The sequence below is a fragment of the Myxococcus virescens genome (assembly GCF_900101905.1).
Lineage (GTDB): Bacteria > Myxococcota > Myxococcia > Myxococcales > Myxococcaceae > Myxococcus > Myxococcus virescens.
Window position 1 is genome coordinate 17907 of the sequence record NZ_FNAJ01000016.1, and the last position, 19453, is coordinate 37359.

A 19453-nucleotide genomic window follows, 5' to 3' on the forward strand; every position below is an offset into this window, starting at 1 on the left:
GGGGTGTCGTGGGGGCTCGTTCGGGTCCTGGGTCATTGCAGGATGAGGCGGAGGTAGGGGGACAGGGCCTGTCGAAAAGCACCATCGTCAACTTCGATGCCGGTCGCAGGCGCTGGCGCCTGCAGGCCGTAGCGGCGCGCCAGTTCTTCCAGCACGAGCATACGCTCGCCGCTCGTCCGCGTGGCCAGCACGATGGCGTCTTCCATCTGCTTGCGCAGGTTCCCGGCGTCCGCAATCGGACGGCCGCCCATGCGAGACGCGAATCCTTCAAGGACCACCCGGACGGCTTGAGGGTACGTCAAGGACTCGGTCGCCAGCAGGTAGGCCAGCTCCAGACGCGGATTGGTCAAGTGCATGCCTGCGTTGTCCGTGTTCACGGAAACGCGAAGTGCGGGTTCGTCCTGCAGCATACGCGCCACGGGATGTGCCGACCATGGGTCGAGCCCGCTCAGCAACACGTTCGACGTCGGGTTGATTTCGATCACCACGCCGAGGTTGACGGCCTGGCCCAGGAGTTGTCTCCGTTTCTGCTCCATCGCCAGGAGCGCCTCCACCGTGTAGCGCTCCTTCCCGCGAACCCACACACCCTTTCGCTCCTTGAACCCCAGGCTTGTCATCAGTCTGGAGTTGACGCGCACCGGGTGCCCCGGGTCGACGAAGGAGGTACCGAGAATCACACCATGGCCGACGCGATCGGACCCGTAATCGAGAACGAGACGCACGTCTTCCAGCAGCGAACTCAGCGAAACCTGCCCCCGCACCTGCTCGCCCGCATGGACGGTGATCCCCAACAAGCCCCGGAAGCCATCCCGCGGCGCAAGGTAGTTCGTTTGATGCTCAACCCCGACGTGCGTGATGGCGTCGCGCATCACCCGATTCCAGACGCCCAGTTCACGTGCGCCCAGGGTCCCATCCTGAATGGCTTGGGCCAGTCTGTCCGCGACCACCAGGGGTGGTGTGTTCGCCGGAAGACCGAGACGTTGGACGAGGAAATGGAAGCGGAGGTCCGAACTGGACTCAAGGAATTGCTGAACACCGTCTCGCAGCCCTTCGTTGCCTTCGAGCAGTCCCACCAGTTGCTGACGATTGTACTGATGGACCTCCAGGAAGGGGTTGAGATAGGCATCTCTCAGTCCCACCGTGTCCTTTCCGATGCCCCCGGATTCCAGCCCGCTCAGATCGAATCCGAGAACGTAGGCCAGCTCGCCATCGCGAATTCGGCGCATGATCTCCGGGATGAAGTTCGGATCCGCAGCGTAGTTCTTCACCTGCGTGACAATGAGGCCCTGAACAAAATCCGCTCCAGATTGCCTCATGGCCTCGAACCATGCTTCGACATGATCGGAGAGTCCCTGGCGCAGCTCGAGCATCGACACGCCGTGCTCGTGAAGGTCGCTTGCCGCCATCGTGAGGAGCTCGAGGCCCGATTTCCTTCCGAGCAGGAATCGCTTCTGCCGGACGAACTCAGCGAAGAAAGGCGTGAGCAAGGGCTTCATCGTGGCATCGGTCATGGGCATCGAGACAACGTCCTCGATGTGCTCGATCAGCTTCTCACGCAACACGTGAAGGATCGCCGCATCCTCGGGCTTCGGCTCAACGAGCGAGGAGCGGTAGGCCTCGTCGTACTCCTTGAGGGCGGCCCGCGCGTCTTCCTGGGACTGTGTGAAGCGAGCACGATCCTCTTTGGAGATGCGACGCCTCCCCTCACGCCCGGAAAGCAGGTCGTTGACGGCCTTGATCCACCGATTGAGTTCCCCGCGAGCGCTTTCGGGGTTCGCCGTATCACCAATGAGTGCCTCCATGTACCGGACGATGTGTTCCGCCTCGAGCATGCCCCCCAAGTGGAGGTGGGTCTCCGCCAGCGGCAGCAGCCCTGGTGACGCCAGATCCCTCGCATCGCGCCCGCCCAGCAAGCGAAGGAGGATGTCCGCCAATCTCTGGGTGCGCTCCACGCTGACTTCATTCGCCGCAAGGGCCGTCTCCCCACGCGGCATCACCAACGTGCGGAAGAACTCCGGATTCATCGCCACGTAGGCCTCGACCAGAGGTCCTCGTTCCCGAAGAATCTGCCGCAGCTCGGGGGGCATTTCCGCGAGGCGAGCAGCAACCGTCGCCTCATTTGGCACCGTCGCCGCGACGAAGCCGACACCCGGCTCCAGGCTCATCGCCCGGACGTTCGCGGCATGTGTCTCCACCTGCAGCCGCAACGTCTCGATTTCGAACGCGATGCGAGTCCGGACGTCAGGGTCCGTGGCCAACCGAAGCGCCTGCGCCCGCTCCTGGATGATTCGCGGGAGCTTCTCCAGCTCGAGCCTGGCCTCCCACGCGATGGTGCCCGGCCTCGCTCCCGGATTGGCTCCGAACCACTGCCGGACCTGTGCCAGCAACCGCTGCACGGAGCCGCTCAAGCCCTGGAGCTGACGCATGGAACGCGCCGTCCGCACATGCATGTGGATGTCCACGGCCCGTGCCTGTGGCCCCACCTCGAGCCACACGCCGACGATGACGTCCTTGTGTGACACGTAATGCACCTGCACCGAGCCTCCCGTGAGCTTCGGATTGACGTGGACGGGAACCCGGTCACGCAGGTCTCGTGGCAGGGAGAGCGACGGGTCCTTCGCGCGCCCCGCGGTGCCGGGCTCCACCAGCTCCACCAGACGCGCGGCTTGCTCGCGCACCGCGGCCGGATTCGCGCCCTCGCGCACCACCAGGTGCACCTGGCCATCACGAATGACCACTGCGGCCTCCGCCGTGAGGCTGCCCTGCAAGCGCGCCATCTCCGAGGCTGACACCGACGTCACCGGAACCTCACGAGCGAGTGCCCGCGCGTCCTCCGGGAGCCCCTCCTCCATCTGCGTCCGCACCGCCTCCAGGGCCTTCGCCGTGCGCGACACCTCTGAATGTGCCTCACCGCTGCGGCGGCCCACGTCGGCGTCGAAGTCAGCCGACGTGCGGCCTGGATGCATCTGCTGGTACTCGGCGAGCCGCGCGGCGCGCTCCCCTTCGAGCATCTGGTTGAAGTCGGCCTCCGTCCGGCCTCGGTCCTCCGCCAGGAACTCCTCCAGGTGCAGCCGTCGTTGTTCATTCACCAGCGCCAGGAAGTCCTGCTCCGAGCTGCCCGGGTTGCGACGCTGGAACTCGCGAAGCGCCGCCTCGTGGGACTCCGGAGAGGTCAGCAGATGCTCGTGCGACAAAACGTCCGGGGCACTTCCAAGCCGGGGGCCACGAGCAAACCGCCAGGCCGCGCCGCCCACATGGCTCACCGAGGCGTGCCCGGCACTCATGGCGAGCCCCAGGGCCAGCCCGTGCCCCATCTGCTCCGAGGTGCCACGCACGATGTTCACCAGCGGGTTGCCATGCTCCCAGGCCTGGTCGTTCGCCACGTTGGCGATGACGGCGGAGGGCAGCGACTGCACCGCGTTCTCCATCGTCTGCGCGATGCCGTGTGCGGCGAGCTGGCTGAGCCGCCCGCCTTGCAACATGCGCTCGAGCATGGCGATGGAACGGGTCGCCTGCGTCAGCCGCCCGGTGCTCCCCACGAAGAGCTGCCGCAGCGACATCGACAGTCGCTGTGCCGCCCCCCGCATGCCAGCGCGCGTCACCACCGGCGCCGCGACGGCACGGCCAATCTGGCTGATGCCCAGCAGGCGATTGCCGAACCCCGCTGTCAGCCCCCCGACCAGGGCATCCACCAGCCCCAGCCCCAGGTCCATGAGGATTTCCTCGTGGCCGTACTGGTTTCCCAGCAACAACCACCGCGTCCCCATGGAGGCGGCCGTGCTCGCCATGGACGCGATGATGGCCAGGGCAATGGCGGCGGAGGCCCCGCCGGTGAAGATCGCTCCCACTCCCCCGACAATCAGCGCCACGGTGATTCCCACCACGTTGGCGATGCTGTCGGTCATCTCCGCCACCGCGGCGCGGTGGTCCTCCACGGCCGTCCGCACCGCATCGGCGTGGAAGTCGAAGTCGCCCAGCAGCCGTGCCCGCTCCTCCGGAGAGACGTCCGCGTCGTACATGCGGTCGGAGAGAGCCTCCAGTTGGGCCAGGCGTATCTGCATGAGCGCCTGCTCCGGGCCCGCGATTCCCTGCGAGGGTTCCTCCAGGGCCATGCGTGCACGCTCGATACGGACCCGGTCCTCGATCGTCTCCGGGGCCCCCATGAGCGCGATGCGCATGTCCATGTCATCGGAGCCGCTCAGCTCACTGGCCGCGCGACTGTCGAGCGTCTCGCCCGGATTCTCCCGGGCCCACTGCGCCCGCATCTCCTCGAGCTCTGCACGGGAGGCACCCTCGATGGCTCGACGAGCCCCCTGCTCATCCGTGCCCGCGCCACGCACCGAGAAGTCGAAGCGCTGGTAACGGGTGAGGTATCCGCCCTGACGCAGGAGTGTCCGCGCGCGCTCGCCGTCCACACCACTGGTGGATTCATCGAGCGCCGTTGCCAGCGACTCGCTGTACGTGCCGGCGTATCGCTGGCTCAAGGCGGTCATGTTCCCGTCAGCGAGGGCTCGCGCCTCCACCTCCAGTTCCGCCTCGATCTGACGCTCGACGAGCTGCTGCCTCCGCCAGCGCTCGGCAGGCGTCCAGCGTTGGCCGGTTTGCTGCCTGAATTCGGCCTCCTCCAGGTCGAGCAGCGCCATGAGGGCACGGCGCCGCTCGGGTGCCATGTCCCTCCGGACTGCCTCCAGCGCTCGGTCGTACTGCGACTCGAGGACCCGGTTCATCTCCGTATCGGAGGCGTAGAACGTGCTCTGACGCTCGATGGCGAGGCGTGCCGCATCCGCGCCAGTCTGGTCGTTGCTTGCCAGCGACAGCACCAGGTCGCGGTTGGGCCCGCTGAAGCGCGTGGCGAGGTCCTCCTCCAGCGAGCCTCCGATGTGGCCGTACGACGACAGCCCTCCGTAGGCATTGCTGATGGCCTGGACGCGACGGGTGACCTCCGCCTCGAACTTGTCTTTGGACCAGTCCGCGCTGCCGGGCACCTCCGTGACATCCCTGCGGACCTGCTCGTAGATGGCGGCAACCTCGTCACGAGCCCCCGCCTCGAACGAGGTGCCATAGGTGAGGTTGAACGCGTTGGCCCACGAGAAGCCGTGCACCTGCTGATTGATGGCGATGGCGTCCGCCGTCGCGGTGTCGCTGCGAAGCAGGGCGTCGGCGCGATCGGCATCGTGCGTGGTGAACGTGGCCCAGTCGTCCAGTTCCTCCCGCAGCGCGGCGTGGAGATCCTGGTGATACATCTCCCGGTACAACCGGGAGATTTGCTCGACCTCCTCCGGAGTCTTGTTCCGGAGGATCTGCATGATGGTCGCTTCGTCCGTCCCCGCGCCGGTCCCCAAACCGGCTTCCTTCATCGCCGTGTAGAGCGCGGCGGCGTCCGCTCTGTTCCGGTCTCCCGCCAGCAACGCGCGTGCGCGCTGGTATTCGGCCCCGGACAACTCGCTCTTGCTGTCTTTTTCGAGGTCCAGTCCGTAGGTCTGCCGATAGCACTTGCGCAGCGCCAGGGCCTCGAGAGGCCCCAGCCCCGTCATGGCTCGGAAGGCGCGGGCCTCGTCCGTCCCGATGCCCGTAATCCCCCCGTGGTAGGCGCGATAGATTTCGTCCGCCCGATGCGAGGCATCGAATTGAGTGTTCCCCGCGGCGCGGGCCACGTCGGCGAACACCGTCCAGGGCAGGTCGGAATCCGTGAACAAGTCCCGGATGCCACTCTCCAGTGAATCCTTGCGCTGGTTGAAGATGCGCGCCCGCATGCCCGCGGCCACGGCGCCAATCGGATCACTCGCCCCCTCCGCCGGGTCCGGATTGAAGTAGGCGTGGACGAGAGCCTGCTCCTCCGCGGACAACGCGTTGGCGGCAAGCAGCGCCTGTTCAGAAATCCCCGCGGAGGCCGCACGCTGAACCCGATCGAGCATCGCCAGGTCGCCCGCGACGGCCTGGACCGTCTCCTGGTTTTGCAGCGCCTCCCAGGCCTCGGCGTTGGCGCGAGTCTGGTCCGCCCAGTCCTCGAGCATCTCCAGGAACGACTCCCAGAAATCCCGCTCCTCGCCCAGTTGAGCCGCGGCCCACTCGCGAATCGATTCGCGCCCATCGTTGCCCGCGCTGGCCAGCTCCACTCGGTAGCCTCGACCCGCGTCGCGTGCCTCGGCTTTCAGCCGCTCGAACTCGCGGCGTAGGAAGGCCTGTCGCTCGGTGAGCCAGGCCGTGCTGCGAGCCACATCCGCCTGGACCTCCACCTGACTGCGCTCGCCCCGGTCCTCGTCGAGCTGGAACTCGTCTCGCTGAGCCGCGGCCTCATAGGCAGCCCGTTGGTCCTGCTCGGCCTGGACGAGTTCCTGCTCGCGGACCGTCGCCGACCGGCGATACAGCGCGTCCGCTCGCGCCACGCGCCGGTTGATGTCATCCAGGAGCGCGTCTCGCTGCGCGGTGACGGAGGCGGTCGGTGAAGAAGCCCCTCCCTCCGCTGCGCGCGCGCGCGCCTCCATCCAGATACGGCCGCCCGCCACCCCGTCACTGACCGCCTGACTCGCGCCTCCGAGTTCAGCCGTGGCCTCCGGAAGCGACATTTGGAGGCTTTCCTCTTCCAAGCGGGTCCGCTCGTCGAGCACGCGCCGCCGCTCGTCGACGGCCGTCTGGAGGTCCTCCTCCGCGATACCTGCCTCGGCGGCGATGGCGTTGAGCTGTTGCTCCAACGTGCGCTCGAACTCCGGAGCGAAGGTGTCCTCGCCCAAGCGGGCCGTCTCCGTGACACGCTCGAGCGCGCCGTTGGGGTACGCACTCCTCCGAGCCGAGGAGACCCACTCCCGCGCTTCCTCCCCTTTCCGGGCGAGCAGCCGCGCGATGACCTGCGCCGTCTGGGTACGCCGCGCCGGAGTGAGCGGAGGAACTTCAGGGGGCCTGGGCTCCTGAAGCGCGACGGGCGTGCCGTGACCGGGCTCGGGGGCCGAGCGCTCCATGAGGCGCTCGCGCATCATGAGCAGCCGGAATCGTGCCTCGTCATTGGGGTCCGAGACGGGAGGCCCCTCATCGAGCACCCGGTGGAGCTGACGGATGAGGTCCGCCGACACCGGCCGGTCTCCCGACCGCGGGTTGTTTCCAAAGGGGCTCACGGTGAGCGCGGGGGGCGTCTGCGTGGGGAGTGGCAGCCCCGACTTCACCTCGACGCCCCTTCGGGCCTCGGGAACCGGGTCTTCGGGAGTTGGCAGTGTCTCCGGAAGCCCTTCAGGCACCGGCGGCATCGCGGTCTCGGCACTGCGTGGGACGTCCGTGGCGCGGAGGCGCAACAGCTCCGCGCGAGACACCGTCACGGACCGCACCTCTCGGGCGCCGCTTGTGCCCGCCGTCACCGGAGCCACCTGAATGGCCGCCGTCCGGCGCTGAATCTGGGCCCGCACCGCGGCCATGGTGGGCGCGCTCCCCGTACTGGCATCCGCGACGACGTCCAGCGGGGAATCGGACAACGCAGGCGTGAGCTCGGGCACCTCTAGCGCCGCGTCTGCCGCCATGCCACCGCCAGCGTCCACGCCCTCGGGTCCCTCTTCGACTCGCGCCACCTCCACCGCTGGTGGCTCCTGCTCGGGCGCGCCTTGTGCTTCCTCCTCCGGCGCGGATGGCTCACGCTCCTGTGAAGCCCTGGCCGTGGCAGCCGAGGGGCCCTCGTCTCGCGCATCGTCACGCGACACCTCGCTGCCTGCCTCTTGATGCGGTGAAGATTCGACTGCCGCGCCATCCTCCGCACGCGTCGAATCAGCCGTCGGCTGCACTTCATCGGGAACAGGCGCTTCCTCCGGCGGCGCATCCAAGGCTTCGCTGTGCGCCCCCGCCGAGGCGTCCTCCATCACGGGTTCATCCAACCCCGTCTCGGAGAGGAATTCGGGGGTGTCTGACTCCACGAAGGAGGTGCCCGACGCCTCGCCATTCATTGGCGCCAGGTCGAGCGGCTCTGAGCGCAGCGCCTGCAACAGCGGTGATTCGTTCCCCTGCGATAAAGGGAGTATCGCCTGCGCGCTCAGACGAAACATCAAATAGCGCGGCAGGCGCGGGGACTCCGCTCGCTGTCGCGACTGTTCATCGCGTCGGGCGGTTGGCTCGGACGTGCGTGCCCGGACGTCTGGACGGGAAACCGCCTGCGCTTTCACCCGTGCCTCCTTGTCAGCTCAAGCCAGGCCAGATGCCCCCTGAATCATCGATACAGAATAGCCAGACTCCCAGACGAGGCGGACGGCCTGACAGGTTCTACGCATTCCACCCACCGCACCAAGGCCTTCTCACGCCCGTATGAAATCCGACACCATTCCGACACATAAAGTGCGAGCAGTCTTCACGGAAGGCGAACTCATCTGACGGACATGGGGGCTCCGCAGTGGCCAGTTTTTCCGCCGTCTACTCGGTAGGTGACTCGCTGGTCTCGTACCTGCGGCACGCCTATGAGTTGTCTCGGGAAGACGATGGGCTCCCGGCCTGCAGCTTCAGTCTCGTGCCCAGCACGACCATGGCTGGAAGTGAGACCAACGCTCCGCCGATAGACACGCCCGGCGTCACGCTCTTCCTCTACCGCGTCTCCGTCAACGAGCACCTGCGCAACGAATCCAGGCCGGAGGGCCCCCCGCCGCTCGCCCTGGACCTGCATTACCTGCTCACCGTCTGGGCAGACTCCGTCGACGTCGAACACCGCCTCATGGCCTGGGTCATGTTGCGATTGCACATGCATAAGGCGCTGAGCGCCTCGGACCTCACCCCCGCGGGAGCCTGGGGACCCGATGATCTCGTGCAGATCATCCCCGCGGAAATCAGTCACGAAGACCTCGCCCGGCTCTGGGATGCCTTGCGCCGCCCCTACCGGCCCAGCCTGACGTACGTGGCGCGCGTGGTGTGCATCGACGTGCAGGGCAAGCCGGCTGGAAGACCCGTGGTGGCGCGTCGCTTCGACTTCACGAACGAGGTTCCCAGGCGATGAGGATGGAGCGCATCGAGAGCCGGGCCCTCGCCGGCATCCGCCTCCTCGACGCGGAGACGCTGCGCCCTGTCGCTGAGCCCGTCACCCTCTCCGGAGAAGGCATTCGCATCCTGCGAAACACGAGCGGGCTGCTCGTGGTCGCGGCGGCGCCAGGCTTCGCCGACTACACGGAGCATTTCGAGCCACCGGAGATACCACCGCCCCCCACGCCCTTCACGCTGGTGGCGAGCGACGCCTCCCGTCGCTACCTGGACCGGAGCTTCACCCTGGTGCTGCCGCGAAGCACGACCCCACCGCCCCCAGGACAGCCGCTGCCCGCTGACTCGGTCTTCCGGCCCGTGGACGTCACGCTCTACCCCTCCCCATTGATGCGCCCCTCCGTCCGCAGCGCCGTGGTGCGGCTCCGGGTGGAGGATGCGCACGGCAAGCCGCTGTCCAGCGCGCTCGTGTCCCTGACCCTGGCCTCGCCGAGCATCGAGCGGTGGGGCCTGTCGAACCACAACGGAGATGCGCTCATCCCCATCGCTGGCATCCCCGTCGCGAACTGGAGCAACCCCGAAGCCCCGCCCCACTTCACCTTCAGCATCCGGGCCGCATGGGCTCCTTCGCCGTTGCCCCCCGACCCTGATTCGCTCGCCGCCGCGTTCCAGCCATTGAGCAGCACCCTGGAGATAGCCGCTGGCGAAGAGGTGACCGCCACCATCCAGCTCACCTGGGCCAATCCATGACTGTTGACCCTGACGGCGCGGCTGCGCGCCACGTAACCACGAAGAGAGGGGGCTCGCGTGCCTGAATATCTCGCACCTGGTGTCTACGTCGAAGAGACGAGTTTCCGAGCCAGGTCCATTGAGGGAGTGAGTACCAGCACCAGTGGCTTCGCGGGTCCTGCTCGCAAGGGTCCCACGAATGGCACGCCGGCGCTCGTCACGAGCTTCGCCGAGTTCATCCGGCTGTTTGGGGGTCTTGGCGATCTGGACCTGACCGGTACGGACGAAACGACGAACTACCTGGCGCACTCGGTGCGTGCGTACTTCAACGAAGGCGGCGCGCGCCTCTACGTGGCGCGGGTCTTCTCGGGCACGCCCGCCAGCGCCACCGCCCAGGCGGAGGTCATCCCCAACGCCAACGCCGACCTGCGCGCGCGCTTCACCGCACGGTTTCCGGGCAGCGGCGGCAACGGCACCATCACGGCGCAGGAGGTGCTGACGCCTGCCACGGTCGGTGCCATGCGGCGCGCGCCTGTTGGCAGCATGGTGCGGCTGAATCAGACCGCGGCCTCCGCCGCGCGCGTGGTGGGCACCCTCCCGCCGCCGTTCAGCCTCCCTGACGGCACCACGCTCACGCTCCAAATCGATGGAGGCCCGGACGTCACCCTCACCTTCCTGGGCCGCAACGCCGAGGCGGGTGCGACCGCGGAGCTCGACCCTACCACCACGTTCCTTGAAGCCAACAGCACGCTCACCGTCACCCTGGGCGGACAGGTGCAAACGCTCACCCTGCCCACCGACGGCCCGCTGACGCCCTTGGAGGTCGTGGACCACCTCAACCGGCAAATCCGCGGCGGCTATGCCCGGCTGAGCGGCGCTGATGACGCGGCGCCCGCCGGACGGCTCATCCTGGGCACGGACGCCCGAGGCACCCAGGCGCTCATCGAAGTCTCCGCGAATCCCCAGCTCAAGCTGGACGCCCAGACGGTGGACAACGCGGCGGACCCGGCGAACAACAACGTGGGCGACCTGGGCGAGGTGACGCTGGGCGACCTCCAGGCCTTGCTGGGCGCCAACGCGAATGCCTCGGTCGAGGACAGCAAGCTCGTCATCTCCCACCCGGTTCCTGGTGCCGGTCACACGCTGGAGGTGACGGCGGTCAGCTCCAGCGCGCTCGGTCTCGACGCGCCCACGGTCGAACCCGGCGCGGACGGTACGCCCGGCGAGACGTGGTGGGTGAAGCAGGCGGACAGTACCTGGTCCAACGGAAGTGACACGCTCCCCCTTCCGGCGGATGCGGCCTCCCAGTTCCAGCAGCTCCCGGGAGGGAGCAGCTTCGTCACGTTGACCGTCATCACCCAGGACGCGGATGGGCAGGAACGGAGCTACGAAGGGCTGGGACTCGACCGTTCCCACCCGCGCTACCTCGGCAGTGTGCTCACGCCCACGCCAACGACGCTCTCCGAGCAGATGGAGCGGCTGTACGCGTTCGAGGCAGGCACCAGCGTGTCGGTGTTCGCGCTCCGCGCGGCCCTGGCCTCGGGGCCGTTCGCGCTCACGGGAGGCACGGACGGTTCGGCGCCCGGTGCCGCACAGTATGACGACGCCCTGGACCGCCTGGGAGGTGTGGAGGACATCTCCATCATCGCCGCGCCAGGCTCGTCCGCCTATGCGTCGGCGCAAGCCGTGCGGCTGAGCCTCATCAGCGCGGCGGAGAAGCGCCGTGCGTACCGCGTGGCCGTGCTCGACACGCCGCGCGGACTGGGCCCCCAGGACGCGATGGACGTGCGCGCGCAGCTCGACTCCACCAAGGCGGCGCTCTACTACCCATGGGTCGTCGTGGCCAACCCGCTGGCCCGTCCCGACGCCGCGGACGTCCCCCGTGAAATCGCGCTGCCGCCTTCCGCGTTCGTGTGCGGCATCTACGCGCGAAGCGACATCGAGCGTGGCGTGTTCAAGGCCCCCGCGAACGAGGTGGTCCGTGGCGCGCTGCGCTTCGAGCAGGACATCAACTTCGCGCAGCAGGAGACGCTGAACCCGCAGGGCATCAACTGCCTGCGCTTCTTCCCTGGACGCGGCTACCGCGTGTGGGGCGCCCGCACCATCAGCTCCGACCCGGAATGGAAGTACGTCAACGTCCGGCGCTACTTCAACTTCCTCGAGCGCTCCATCGACGAGGGGACGCAGTGGGCGGTGTTCGAGCCGAATGGCGAGCGGCTGTGGGCCAACATCCGGGAGACGATCGGCAGCTTCCTGGAGAACCAGTGGCGCACCGGCGCGTTCCTCGGCACCGAACCCAGGCAGGCGTTCTTCGTCCGGTGCGACCGGACCACCATGGACCAGAACGACCTCGATAACGGGCGGCTGGTCTGTCTCATCGGCGTCGCGGTGGTGAAGCCCGCCGAGTTCGTCATCTTCCGCGTCGGCCAGAAGACGGCGGATGCCCGGACCTAACGCAAAGGACCAGTCGCCATGACCACCCGTCCCACGCCCTACGGCGCCTTCAACTTCGAAGTCAGCTTCGATGGAACGTCCTTCGGTGGATTCTCCGACGTGTCCGGGCTGAACACCGAAATCACCCTCTCCGAGTACCGCGACGGCAACGACCCGGAGAACCATGTGCGCAAGGTCCCCGGTCCCTTCAAGACCGGGGACGTGACGCTCAAGCGCGGCATCGTCGACTCCCGGGCCATCTGGAGCTGGGTGGAGGACGTGCGCCGCAACGGTCCACTCGGGCGCAAGGCGGCCGTCACCATCCGGCTGCTCGACGAGGCGCGCAACCCCGTGCAGTCCTGGAAGCTGGTGAACGTCACCCCCATGAAGTTCTCCGGCCCCACGCTGGCCGCCAAGGGGGGCGGAGACGTGGCCATGGAAGAGCTCGTCCTCTCCGCTGAAACGGTGCGGATGGGCTTCCCGGACGTGGACTGAGCGGAGCGCAATGGGGGACCCAGGTCCATGCGGCGCCTGACTTTCGAAGCGACAGAGCGCGTGGCGCCCAGCGCGCCCGAGCGGATGGACGTGGCCTGCTTCGTCGGCTTCGTCCGCCGTCGTCCGGAGTCGCCCGTGGCGGCGGCCCTGTCGCGCTACTTGTTCGAGCAAGGGTGGATGACCGCCCCCACGCTCCGCGTGGACCCCAGCGATCCGCAGCATCCCCTCACCGACGTCCCCCTGCCCTTCGAGAGCTTTGGCGCCTTCGAGCGGCACTTCGACTGGCGAGCGCGCACCGGCCTCACGCCCGATGAGCCCACGGCCCTGGGGGCGGCGGTCCGCGCCTTCTTCGCGCAGGGGGGACGCAAGTGCTACGTGATACGGATGGCGGACCCGCTCCCTCCGGAGCAGGACCGCCCGACACGGCTCCAGCGCCTCAATCTGCTGCTTCCGGGCAGTCGGCTGCCCGCGCCTCCTGGAATGGAGCATGCCGCGTCCGCCATCGACCGGACGACGTGGCACGGCGCGGCGCACCTGTTTGGCCTGCCCGACGTCTCCTTCCTGTGCCTTCCGGACCTGCCAGAGCTGGTCGCGGAAGTGCCCGAGCCCCTGCCCGTTCCCCGCCTCCCGCCCCTCGGTGCTCCTGGATTTGGCCCGTGTGTGATTCCCCTGGGAGAAGCCGGACCCCAGTGGCGCACGCCGGAGCGCGAGGCGCCGCGTTGTGACCTGACCGGCTACCAGGACTGGGCCGGCTTCCTCGCCATCCTCGCGGAGCTGCTGCGTGACCGGCGCCTGCGAGAGACACACCTGATCGCATCGCTGCCGCTCCCCTCCGCCAGCCTCGTCTTCGATACAGCGGCCGGGAAGCGCACCGCGATGCAGGACATGGGGCGGTTCCTGCACGAGCACGGCCTCCTCCTCCCGTTCCAGAGCGCCTTCATCCAGCTCGCCTATCCCTGGCTCCAGACCGCTGGCTCCGTGGGCCTGCCGGAGAACCTCGAGGCGCCGGAGGGCGTCCTGACGGGCGTCCTGGCGCGCAATGCGCTGCTGAGAGGGACGTTTCGGAACACCCTGGGGCTGTCGCTGGTCGATGTGCGACGTGTCTTCCCGATTCCCTCGACGCGGGACCTGACGCCCCGGCTTCCGGAAGCAGGCCCGAGGGGACTTGTCGAGCGCGTGTCCTTGTTGGGCCCAACGCCGCTCGGGCTGCAGGTGCTCTCGGATGTGACCTCCAGCAACATGGCCAGCCACCGGCAGGCGCCGGTGAGCCGGTTGCTATCCTCGGTCCTCAGGGCCGCGCGGCAGATGGGCGTGGACCTGACGTTCTCGGCCTCCAACGAGACCACCTGGCGGGAGCTCCGCTACCAGTTCGAGGCCATGCTGGGCCGATACTACGAAGCGGGTGCGCTGCGCGGAGCGAACCGCGGCGAGGCGTTCTCCGTGCGGTGCGACCGGACCACCATGACCCAGGACGACCTGGATGCAGGCCGCCTCGTCGTCATGGTCGAGTTGGATCCCGCGGCCTCACTCGAACGCTTGCACGTGAGGCTTTCGTCGCTGGAGGGCGGCGTCACGCTACGGCAGGAGGACGCCGCATGAGCGATGCGACCTTTGTCCTGCACACCTTCCGCTTCGAGCTCGCGTTCCAGCCGGAGCCGCTGTCCGGAAGCGGCGGGGGCGACGCTCCGGTGGATGGCGCGTTCTCCGAGTGCTCCGGGCTGGAGGCCACGATGGAGCCGCGCGTGATTCAGGTCGGTGGCCACAACCTGGGCGCCGTTCAGCGCGCAGGTCCCGTGACCTTCGGCACGGTGGTGCTCAAGCGGGGCATTTCGGAAGGAGAACGGCTGCTGCGCTGGTTCGCGCGAGTCACGTCGGGAGACTACGGCTACCGCTGCACGGTGCGCATCCGACTCAAGGCGCCGTCGGAGAACGGCGAACTGCGGACGGTGCTCACCTACAAGCTCGACCGGGCCCTGCCCGTGAAGTTCAAGGCGGCCGACTTCAACGCTCGGGCGACCGAGGTCGGTATCGAAGAACTGCACCTCGTCCACGAGGGGCTGACCCTCGAGGAGGAATGAGCCCATGCGAGACAGGACTCCCGAGAGCGCGAGCTTCATCAACGAGAGCAACGGCCAGGAACTCCCGGTGCACTTCAATCCGGGCTCGCTCCAGTACACCGTCAACAACAAGCTTCAGAACGTCCGTGGCCAGGAGTTTCAGCAGTTCGTCGCGGAGAGCAACGCGAAGCTCTCGATGGAGCTGGTGTTCGACACCACGGACACGGGAGCCAACGTCTGCGACCAGACCATCCGGATCGCACGGATGATGGGGACCAAGACCCAGATTCCTCCGGACGTCACGTTCCGCTGGGGCGCGTTCGAGTTCACCGGACTGGTGGAGACCTATCAGGAGACCATCGACTTCTTTTCGGCTGATGGCATCCCGCTGCGTTCAACGGTGGCGCTGGGAATGACGCGGCAGCAGCAGATCTTCTCGCGAGGCGCTGAGGGAGAGCGCTCGCGGCAAGTGGCCGCGGCTCCCAACCAGCCCATCCCGCGCGCGGTCGCGGAGCAGAATGGCGAGGACAATCCGCGCTTCCCCAGTCAGGACGTGATGACCGTCGACCCTTCCGTCCCGCTGGCCTCGCCCGCCGCGTTCGCCACAGGCGCACCTGGAGGCGCCTTGGGGGCCGGCGCCGGGGCTGGGTTTGGCATGGGGGGTGGAATCGGCGCGGGGGCTGGCTTCGGCGTTGGCGGTGGATTCAGCGCGGGCGCGGGGCTGGGCCTCGGCGGCGGAATGGGCGCGAGCGGGATCTTCGCTGCCGGCGGTGGCTTCTCGGCGGGTGGGGGCTTCTCGGCCGGCGGTGGCTTCTCGGCGGGTGGGGGCTTCTCAGCCGGCGGTGCCTTCTCGGCCGGCGGTGCCTTCTCAGCGGGCGCCTCGTTCGGAGGCAGCGCCACCTTCACCGCGGGGGCAGTCGCGGGAGGCTCAGCCTCATTCGGCGTGGGTGCGTCCGCATCGAGCCCGATCTTCTCCGCGGGAGCGTCGTTCTCCGCTGGAGCCAACTTCCCCGCGACCACGGGGGCATCCGCCTCGGGCTGGACCGCGAATGCCTGGGCTGGCGCGCAAGCCTCCGCGGGCCTCTCGGCCACAGCAGGCGCGTTCGTGGGACTGCGTGCCGGTCCTCCACGCACCTCCATCCGGCTGGAGACCGTGCGCTCCACCGGGCACGTGGACACCTACACCTACGAAACCACCGGAGACGGCCTCTTCGAGCTCGGAGGACGTGCCCGAGTCACCAGGCCCCGCTTCGGCGCGACCCTGCCCCCCAGGGGCCGCCTCCGCTTCGAGGGAGATTGAGCCATGTCCATCGTCTTCGACGAGGTCCAGGGGTCCGTCGTCTCGGGTTCCACGCCAGACGCGAGCCAGCGTCCGGCCCCGGAGCCAGCGCTCACGCCGCCACCCGTGGATCCGACATCGATTGCCCGTGCCATCCGGCTCCTCACGCAACGCAAGGCCCGCCTCTTCGCCGACTGAGTCCGCTCCCCGTTCTCCATGACTGACGCCACGTCACAGCCAGAACATCACCGCCCCACGGTGCGCATCTTCGGCAAGGCCGACGCACGCGTCACCGGTCTGGTCAGCAGCATGCGGGTCGAGGAAGCCGAAGGCGGCCTGTGCTCGCTCGAGCTGCGCTTCGAGGCAGTCGCCCGCTACGCCGACACCGTGGCCGAGCAGGTCTTCGAGGACGAGCAGTTGCTCAGGCTCGGGGCCTCCATCGGCATCTACACCGGTCCCGAGAGCGCCCCTCAGGAGATTTTTCGCGGCGTCATCACCGGAATCGAAGCCGTGTTCTCGCACGACTCCGCGCCGGAGTTCGTCGTGCTCGCCGAGGACGCACTGCAGAAAGCAAGGCTCGCGCGGCGCACGCACGTCCACAGCGACCTCAAGCTGGCCGAGCTGGCGGAGAAGCTCGCCCGGGACCTGGGCCTGACGCCCATCATCACAGGCCTTCGCGAGTCCCTGGGCCTCCAGGTCCAGTGGAACGAAAGCGACCTGGCCTTCGTGCGGCGATTGCTGGCCACACGGGATGCGGACCTGCAGGTGACGGGTGACGAGCTCCACGTCTCCGCACGGAGCGCGGTGCGCCGGGGCACCTTGGAGCTGACCCTCTACTCCGAGCTCCGCCGGGTGCGCGTCACGGCGGACCTGGCGCATCAGGCCACCCAGGTCACCTGCACCGGGTGGAACGCCATCCAGGGGGCCGCGGTCTCCGGCCAGAGCGCCGGCTCGCGTCCCGGCCCGGGCGCGGGTCGTACCGGCGCGGAGCTGCTCCCGCAGACGCTGGGCCCTCGGACAGAGCACCTCGGGTCGCTGCCCGTGTCCACCAGCGACGAGGCCACCGCCATCGCCAGGGCCGCCTTCGATGCGCGCGCCCGGCGCTTTGTCCGCGTCGACGCCACCGCGGAGGGCACCCCCGCGCTCCGCGTGGGGACGCACGTGAGGCTCAGCGGCATGAGCGCTCGCTTCGACAACACCTACTACGTGGTCCGCGCCAGCCACCGCTACGACACCCTCCACGGCTACGAGACGGACTTCGAGGCCGAGTGCGCCTTCCTGGGAGAGCCATGACCGACACCGCACACGCGCAGGAGCGCCGCCTGCTGGGCGCCATGCTCGGCACCTATCTGGCGAAGGTCGTGTCCGTGGAGGACCCCAGCCACCTGGCGCGCGTCAAGGTCCGCCTGCTCACCGCGCCCGAGGGCCTGGCCGATGCGGACGTCGCCTTGTGGGCGCGGGTCGCCGTGCCGTTCTCCGGCAGTGGTTGGGGCGCGCTCTTCCTCCCGGACAAGGATGACGAGGTGGCCGTGGTCTTCGCCGGAGGAGACCCGCGCCAGCCGCTGGTCGTGGGCGGCCTGTGGAACGGGCGCGCCCGTCCGCCGGAGACGCCCGGTGGAAATCGCGTGGACCGCTACGTCATCAAGGCCCGGAATGGCAGCCGCATCGCCATCGTCGAAGCGAGCGAGGGCACCGCGCAAATCACCCTGGAAGTCCCCGGTGGCGTGAGCGCCACGCTGAAGCAGGCCAGCGGAGGCGAGCTCACGCTGGAGGCAGCGGGCAACACCATCACGCTCGCCCAGCAGGGCGTCACCGTCCGGGCCGCGACCACGGTGTCCGTCACCGCCAGTCAGGTGGAGGTGAGCGCCGGTCAGGTCACGGTCAACGCGGCGATGTCGTCCTTCTCGGGCGTCGTGAAGTGCGACACGCTTCAGACCAACTCGGTGATGGGCGTGACGTACACGCCAGGGGCGGGCAACGTATGGTGAGCCACCCCGTCAAGCTGCGCGGGCTCGTTTTCGACGGAGCCACCGGAGCCCCGCTGGCGGCCCAGCGCGGCGCCCCCGCGTTCATCGAGCGGCAGGACCAGGAGTTCGTCCAAGCCATCTTCGGAGAGCTCAGGTCCGAGGAAGGCCGCAAGGCGCTGGCGGACACCCTCATCTCCGATGGGGCGCTCAACCCCCAGGGGCTCAAGCTGCTCCAGCCCGTTCACGGGGTGTTCAACGTGGCCTTGCTGGAGGCCTGCTGCGACGTGTTCGGTGAGCCTCGGGTCGAGGCGACCCGAATCGACAGCGCAGGGCTCGTCATCCGACGTGTGGGCGCGGGCAATACGCGCGAGGCCTGGGTGCGGCGGGACGGCAAGGTCGCCGGCTGGGTCACGCTCGACGGTGAGGAACAGGAGCGCGACCCCGACCCTGGACGGCGCGAAGGGCCCGCGGGCCCCGGCCCCGCGGACGTCCGGCGCGAGCTGCTGCGCCTCATGCGGGCCACCAGCCGGGACCAGGAGACCGTGACATCGCTCTTCATCGCGCCGCCCGACGCGTGCGCCGCGGCGAAGCGCACCGTGCTGTACGGACTGCTCCAGGTGGCGAGCAGTGAAGCACCGGAGGGCGCATCCAGCACAGCGCCCGCTTTCGACGACGCGCAGGTGCGGAGCCTGCTGTCCCCCTACTTCGCGGCGGGAAAGACGGTGGACTGGACAGGGCTCGAAGGCCTGTCGGTCACCTACCAGGACGTGGCCCAGCGCAGATTGCCGCAGGCGAAGCACGACAAGCTCGCCCTGTTCATCGACTTCCTGCGTGGACTGGTCGCGGTGTTCGACGCCTTCAAGGTGCCCGCGCTCATGACGGCGATGAACCGGGTGCAGCTCGACGATGGCAATGGCCAGAAGCGGCCCGCGGGCACGGCGCTCTCCGGACTGGCGGACGTCCTCGTCCAGGGGAAGACGGGCACGGTGGTGTTGCCTCGTTCGTGGACGCATCCCAATGCCTCGGAGGCGGCCCAGCTCCTCCAGGCGGCGAAGGCCGCCACCGCGCCCCGGATGCGGGACCTCATCCCTCCCGAGCGACGCTTCGAGCGGCGTGGCTCGCGCTATGTGGCCAGGGCCTTCGTCCGGGTCCGCCGCGAGGATGGCTGCCCACCCGCCATCGTCTGGAGCGAGGAGAGCGCCCCCTTCACCATCGCCGCCTGGCACGAGCGCGGAAAACGGCCGCCCGTCCTCATCCCCCTTCCGTCGCTCAAGGACCTGAGCGCCTTCAAGCCCAACGTCACCTTCCAGGTGCCGCCGGGGATGAACGAGCTGCTGAACAAGAACTCGCCGAAGGACTTCCTCGAAGGCTCAGCCAGTCCCCCCGCGGGTCAGGGCATCGGGTGGCTCTGTGGGTTCAACATTCCCATCATCACCCTCTGCGCCTTCATCGTCCTCAACCTCTTCCTGTCGATGCTGAACATCGTCTTCTTCTGGATTGCCCTCATCAAGATCTGCATCCCCATTCCCGCCTCGCTGCGCGAGCGGTTCGAGGACTGA

The 19453-nt window shown here is 68.3% G+C and carries 12 protein-coding genes; 11 read left to right on the plus strand and 1 reads right to left on the minus strand.

The genetic code is table 11. From position 1 onward, the window contains the following. Nucleotides 1-32 precede the first annotated feature (32 nt). The gene (locus BLU09_RS31235; RefSeq protein ID WP_143043232.1) at nucleotides 33-7961 is read right to left on the minus strand and encodes a hypothetical protein; all 7929 of its coding nucleotides are present in this window, start codon (nucleotides 7959-7961) and stop codon (nucleotides 33-35) included. Nucleotides 7962-8362: 401 nt separating this feature from the next. On the opposite strand from BLU09_RS31235, the gene BLU09_RS31240 reads away from it, so the two are divergent. From BLU09_RS31240 to BLU09_RS31285, 11 genes are all read left to right on the plus strand, one after another. Continuing rightward, on the plus strand, nucleotides 8363-8956 hold the full coding sequence (locus BLU09_RS31240; protein ID WP_090494013.1) for a Pvc16 family protein: 594 nt from the start codon (nucleotides 8363-8365) through the stop codon (nucleotides 8954-8956). Nucleotides 8957-8958: 2 nt separating this feature from the next. Next, on the plus strand, nucleotides 8959-9684 hold the full coding sequence (locus BLU09_RS31245) for a hypothetical protein (protein WP_244172181.1): 726 nt from the start codon (nucleotides 8959-8961) through the stop codon (nucleotides 9682-9684). 126 nt (nucleotides 9685-9810) lie between these two features. After that, a complete protein-coding gene (locus BLU09_RS31250; protein ID WP_244172182.1) occupies nucleotides 9811-12117 on the plus strand; it encodes a phage tail sheath subtilisin-like domain-containing protein in 2307 nt (768 codons plus the stop codon). 18 nt (nucleotides 12118-12135) lie between these two features. Beyond that, nucleotides 12136-12591: a phage tail protein gene (locus BLU09_RS31255; protein ID WP_090494020.1), complete on the plus strand. Its 456-nt coding sequence runs from the start codon at nucleotides 12136-12138 to the stop codon at nucleotides 12589-12591. Nucleotides 12592-12618: 27 nt separating this feature from the next. Continuing rightward, on the plus strand, nucleotides 12619-14190 hold the full coding sequence (locus tag BLU09_RS31260) for a phage tail sheath protein (protein WP_090494022.1): 1572 nt from the start codon (nucleotides 12619-12621) through the stop codon (nucleotides 14188-14190). Next, on the plus strand, nucleotides 14187-14669 hold the full coding sequence (locus BLU09_RS31265; protein WP_090494024.1) for a phage tail protein: 483 nt from the start codon (nucleotides 14187-14189) through the stop codon (nucleotides 14667-14669). The genes BLU09_RS31260 and BLU09_RS31265 overlap by 4 nt, the downstream gene beginning before the upstream one ends. Nucleotides 14670-14673: 4 nt before the next feature. Next, nucleotides 14674-15948 carry a CIS tube protein gene (locus BLU09_RS31270; protein ID WP_090494026.1) on the plus strand — a complete coding sequence of 425 codons (1275 nt, stop codon included), beginning with the start codon at nucleotides 14674-14676 and terminating at the stop codon, nucleotides 15946-15948. 3 nt (nucleotides 15949-15951) lie between these two features. Further along, a complete protein-coding gene (locus tag BLU09_RS38950) occupies nucleotides 15952-16125 on the plus strand; it encodes a hypothetical protein (RefSeq protein ID WP_167371200.1) in 174 nt (57 codons plus the stop codon). Nucleotides 16126-16143: 18 nt separating this feature from the next. Continuing rightward, entirely contained in the window at nucleotides 16144-17220 is a 1077-nt protein-coding gene (locus BLU09_RS31275) for a phage late control D family protein (protein WP_090494028.1), read from the plus strand. Further along, nucleotides 17217-17915 carry a phage baseplate assembly protein V gene (locus BLU09_RS31280; protein WP_090494030.1) on the plus strand — a complete coding sequence of 233 codons (699 nt, stop codon included), beginning with the start codon at nucleotides 17217-17219 and terminating at the stop codon, nucleotides 17913-17915. The genes BLU09_RS31275 and BLU09_RS31280 overlap by 4 nt, the downstream gene beginning before the upstream one ends. Further along, the gene (locus BLU09_RS31285) at nucleotides 17909-19453 is read left to right on the plus strand and encodes a hypothetical protein (RefSeq protein ID WP_244172183.1); all 1545 of its coding nucleotides are present in this window, start codon (nucleotides 17909-17911) and stop codon (nucleotides 19451-19453) included. Before BLU09_RS31280 ends, BLU09_RS31285 begins: the two co-directional genes overlap by 7 nt.

Coding starts and splice junctions, on each gene's coding strand:
- BLU09_RS31245 (WP_244172181.1), top strand. CDS start 8,959: ATGGAGCGCATCGAGAGCCGGGCCCTCGCCGGCATCCGCCTCCTCGAC.
- BLU09_RS31255 (WP_090494020.1), top strand. CDS start 12,136: ATGACCACCCGTCCCACGCCCTACGGCGCCTTCAACTTCGAAGTCAGC.
- BLU09_RS31260 (WP_090494022.1), top strand. CDS start 12,619: ATGCGGCGCCTGACTTTCGAAGCGACAGAGCGCGTGGCGCCCAGCGCG.
- BLU09_RS31265 (WP_090494024.1), top strand. CDS start 14,187: ATGAGCGATGCGACCTTTGTCCTGCACACCTTCCGCTTCGAGCTCGCG.
- BLU09_RS31270 (WP_090494026.1), top strand. CDS start 14,674: ATGCGAGACAGGACTCCCGAGAGCGCGAGCTTCATCAACGAGAGCAAC.
- BLU09_RS38950 (WP_167371200.1), top strand. CDS start 15,952: ATGTCCATCGTCTTCGACGAGGTCCAGGGGTCCGTCGTCTCGGGTTCC.
- BLU09_RS31275 (WP_090494028.1), top strand. CDS start 16,144: ATGACTGACGCCACGTCACAGCCAGAACATCACCGCCCCACGGTGCGC.
- BLU09_RS31280 (WP_090494030.1), top strand. CDS start 17,217: ATGACCGACACCGCACACGCGCAGGAGCGCCGCCTGCTGGGCGCCATG.
- BLU09_RS31285 (WP_244172183.1), top strand. CDS start 17,909: ATGGTGAGCCACCCCGTCAAGCTGCGCGGGCTCGTTTTCGACGGAGCC.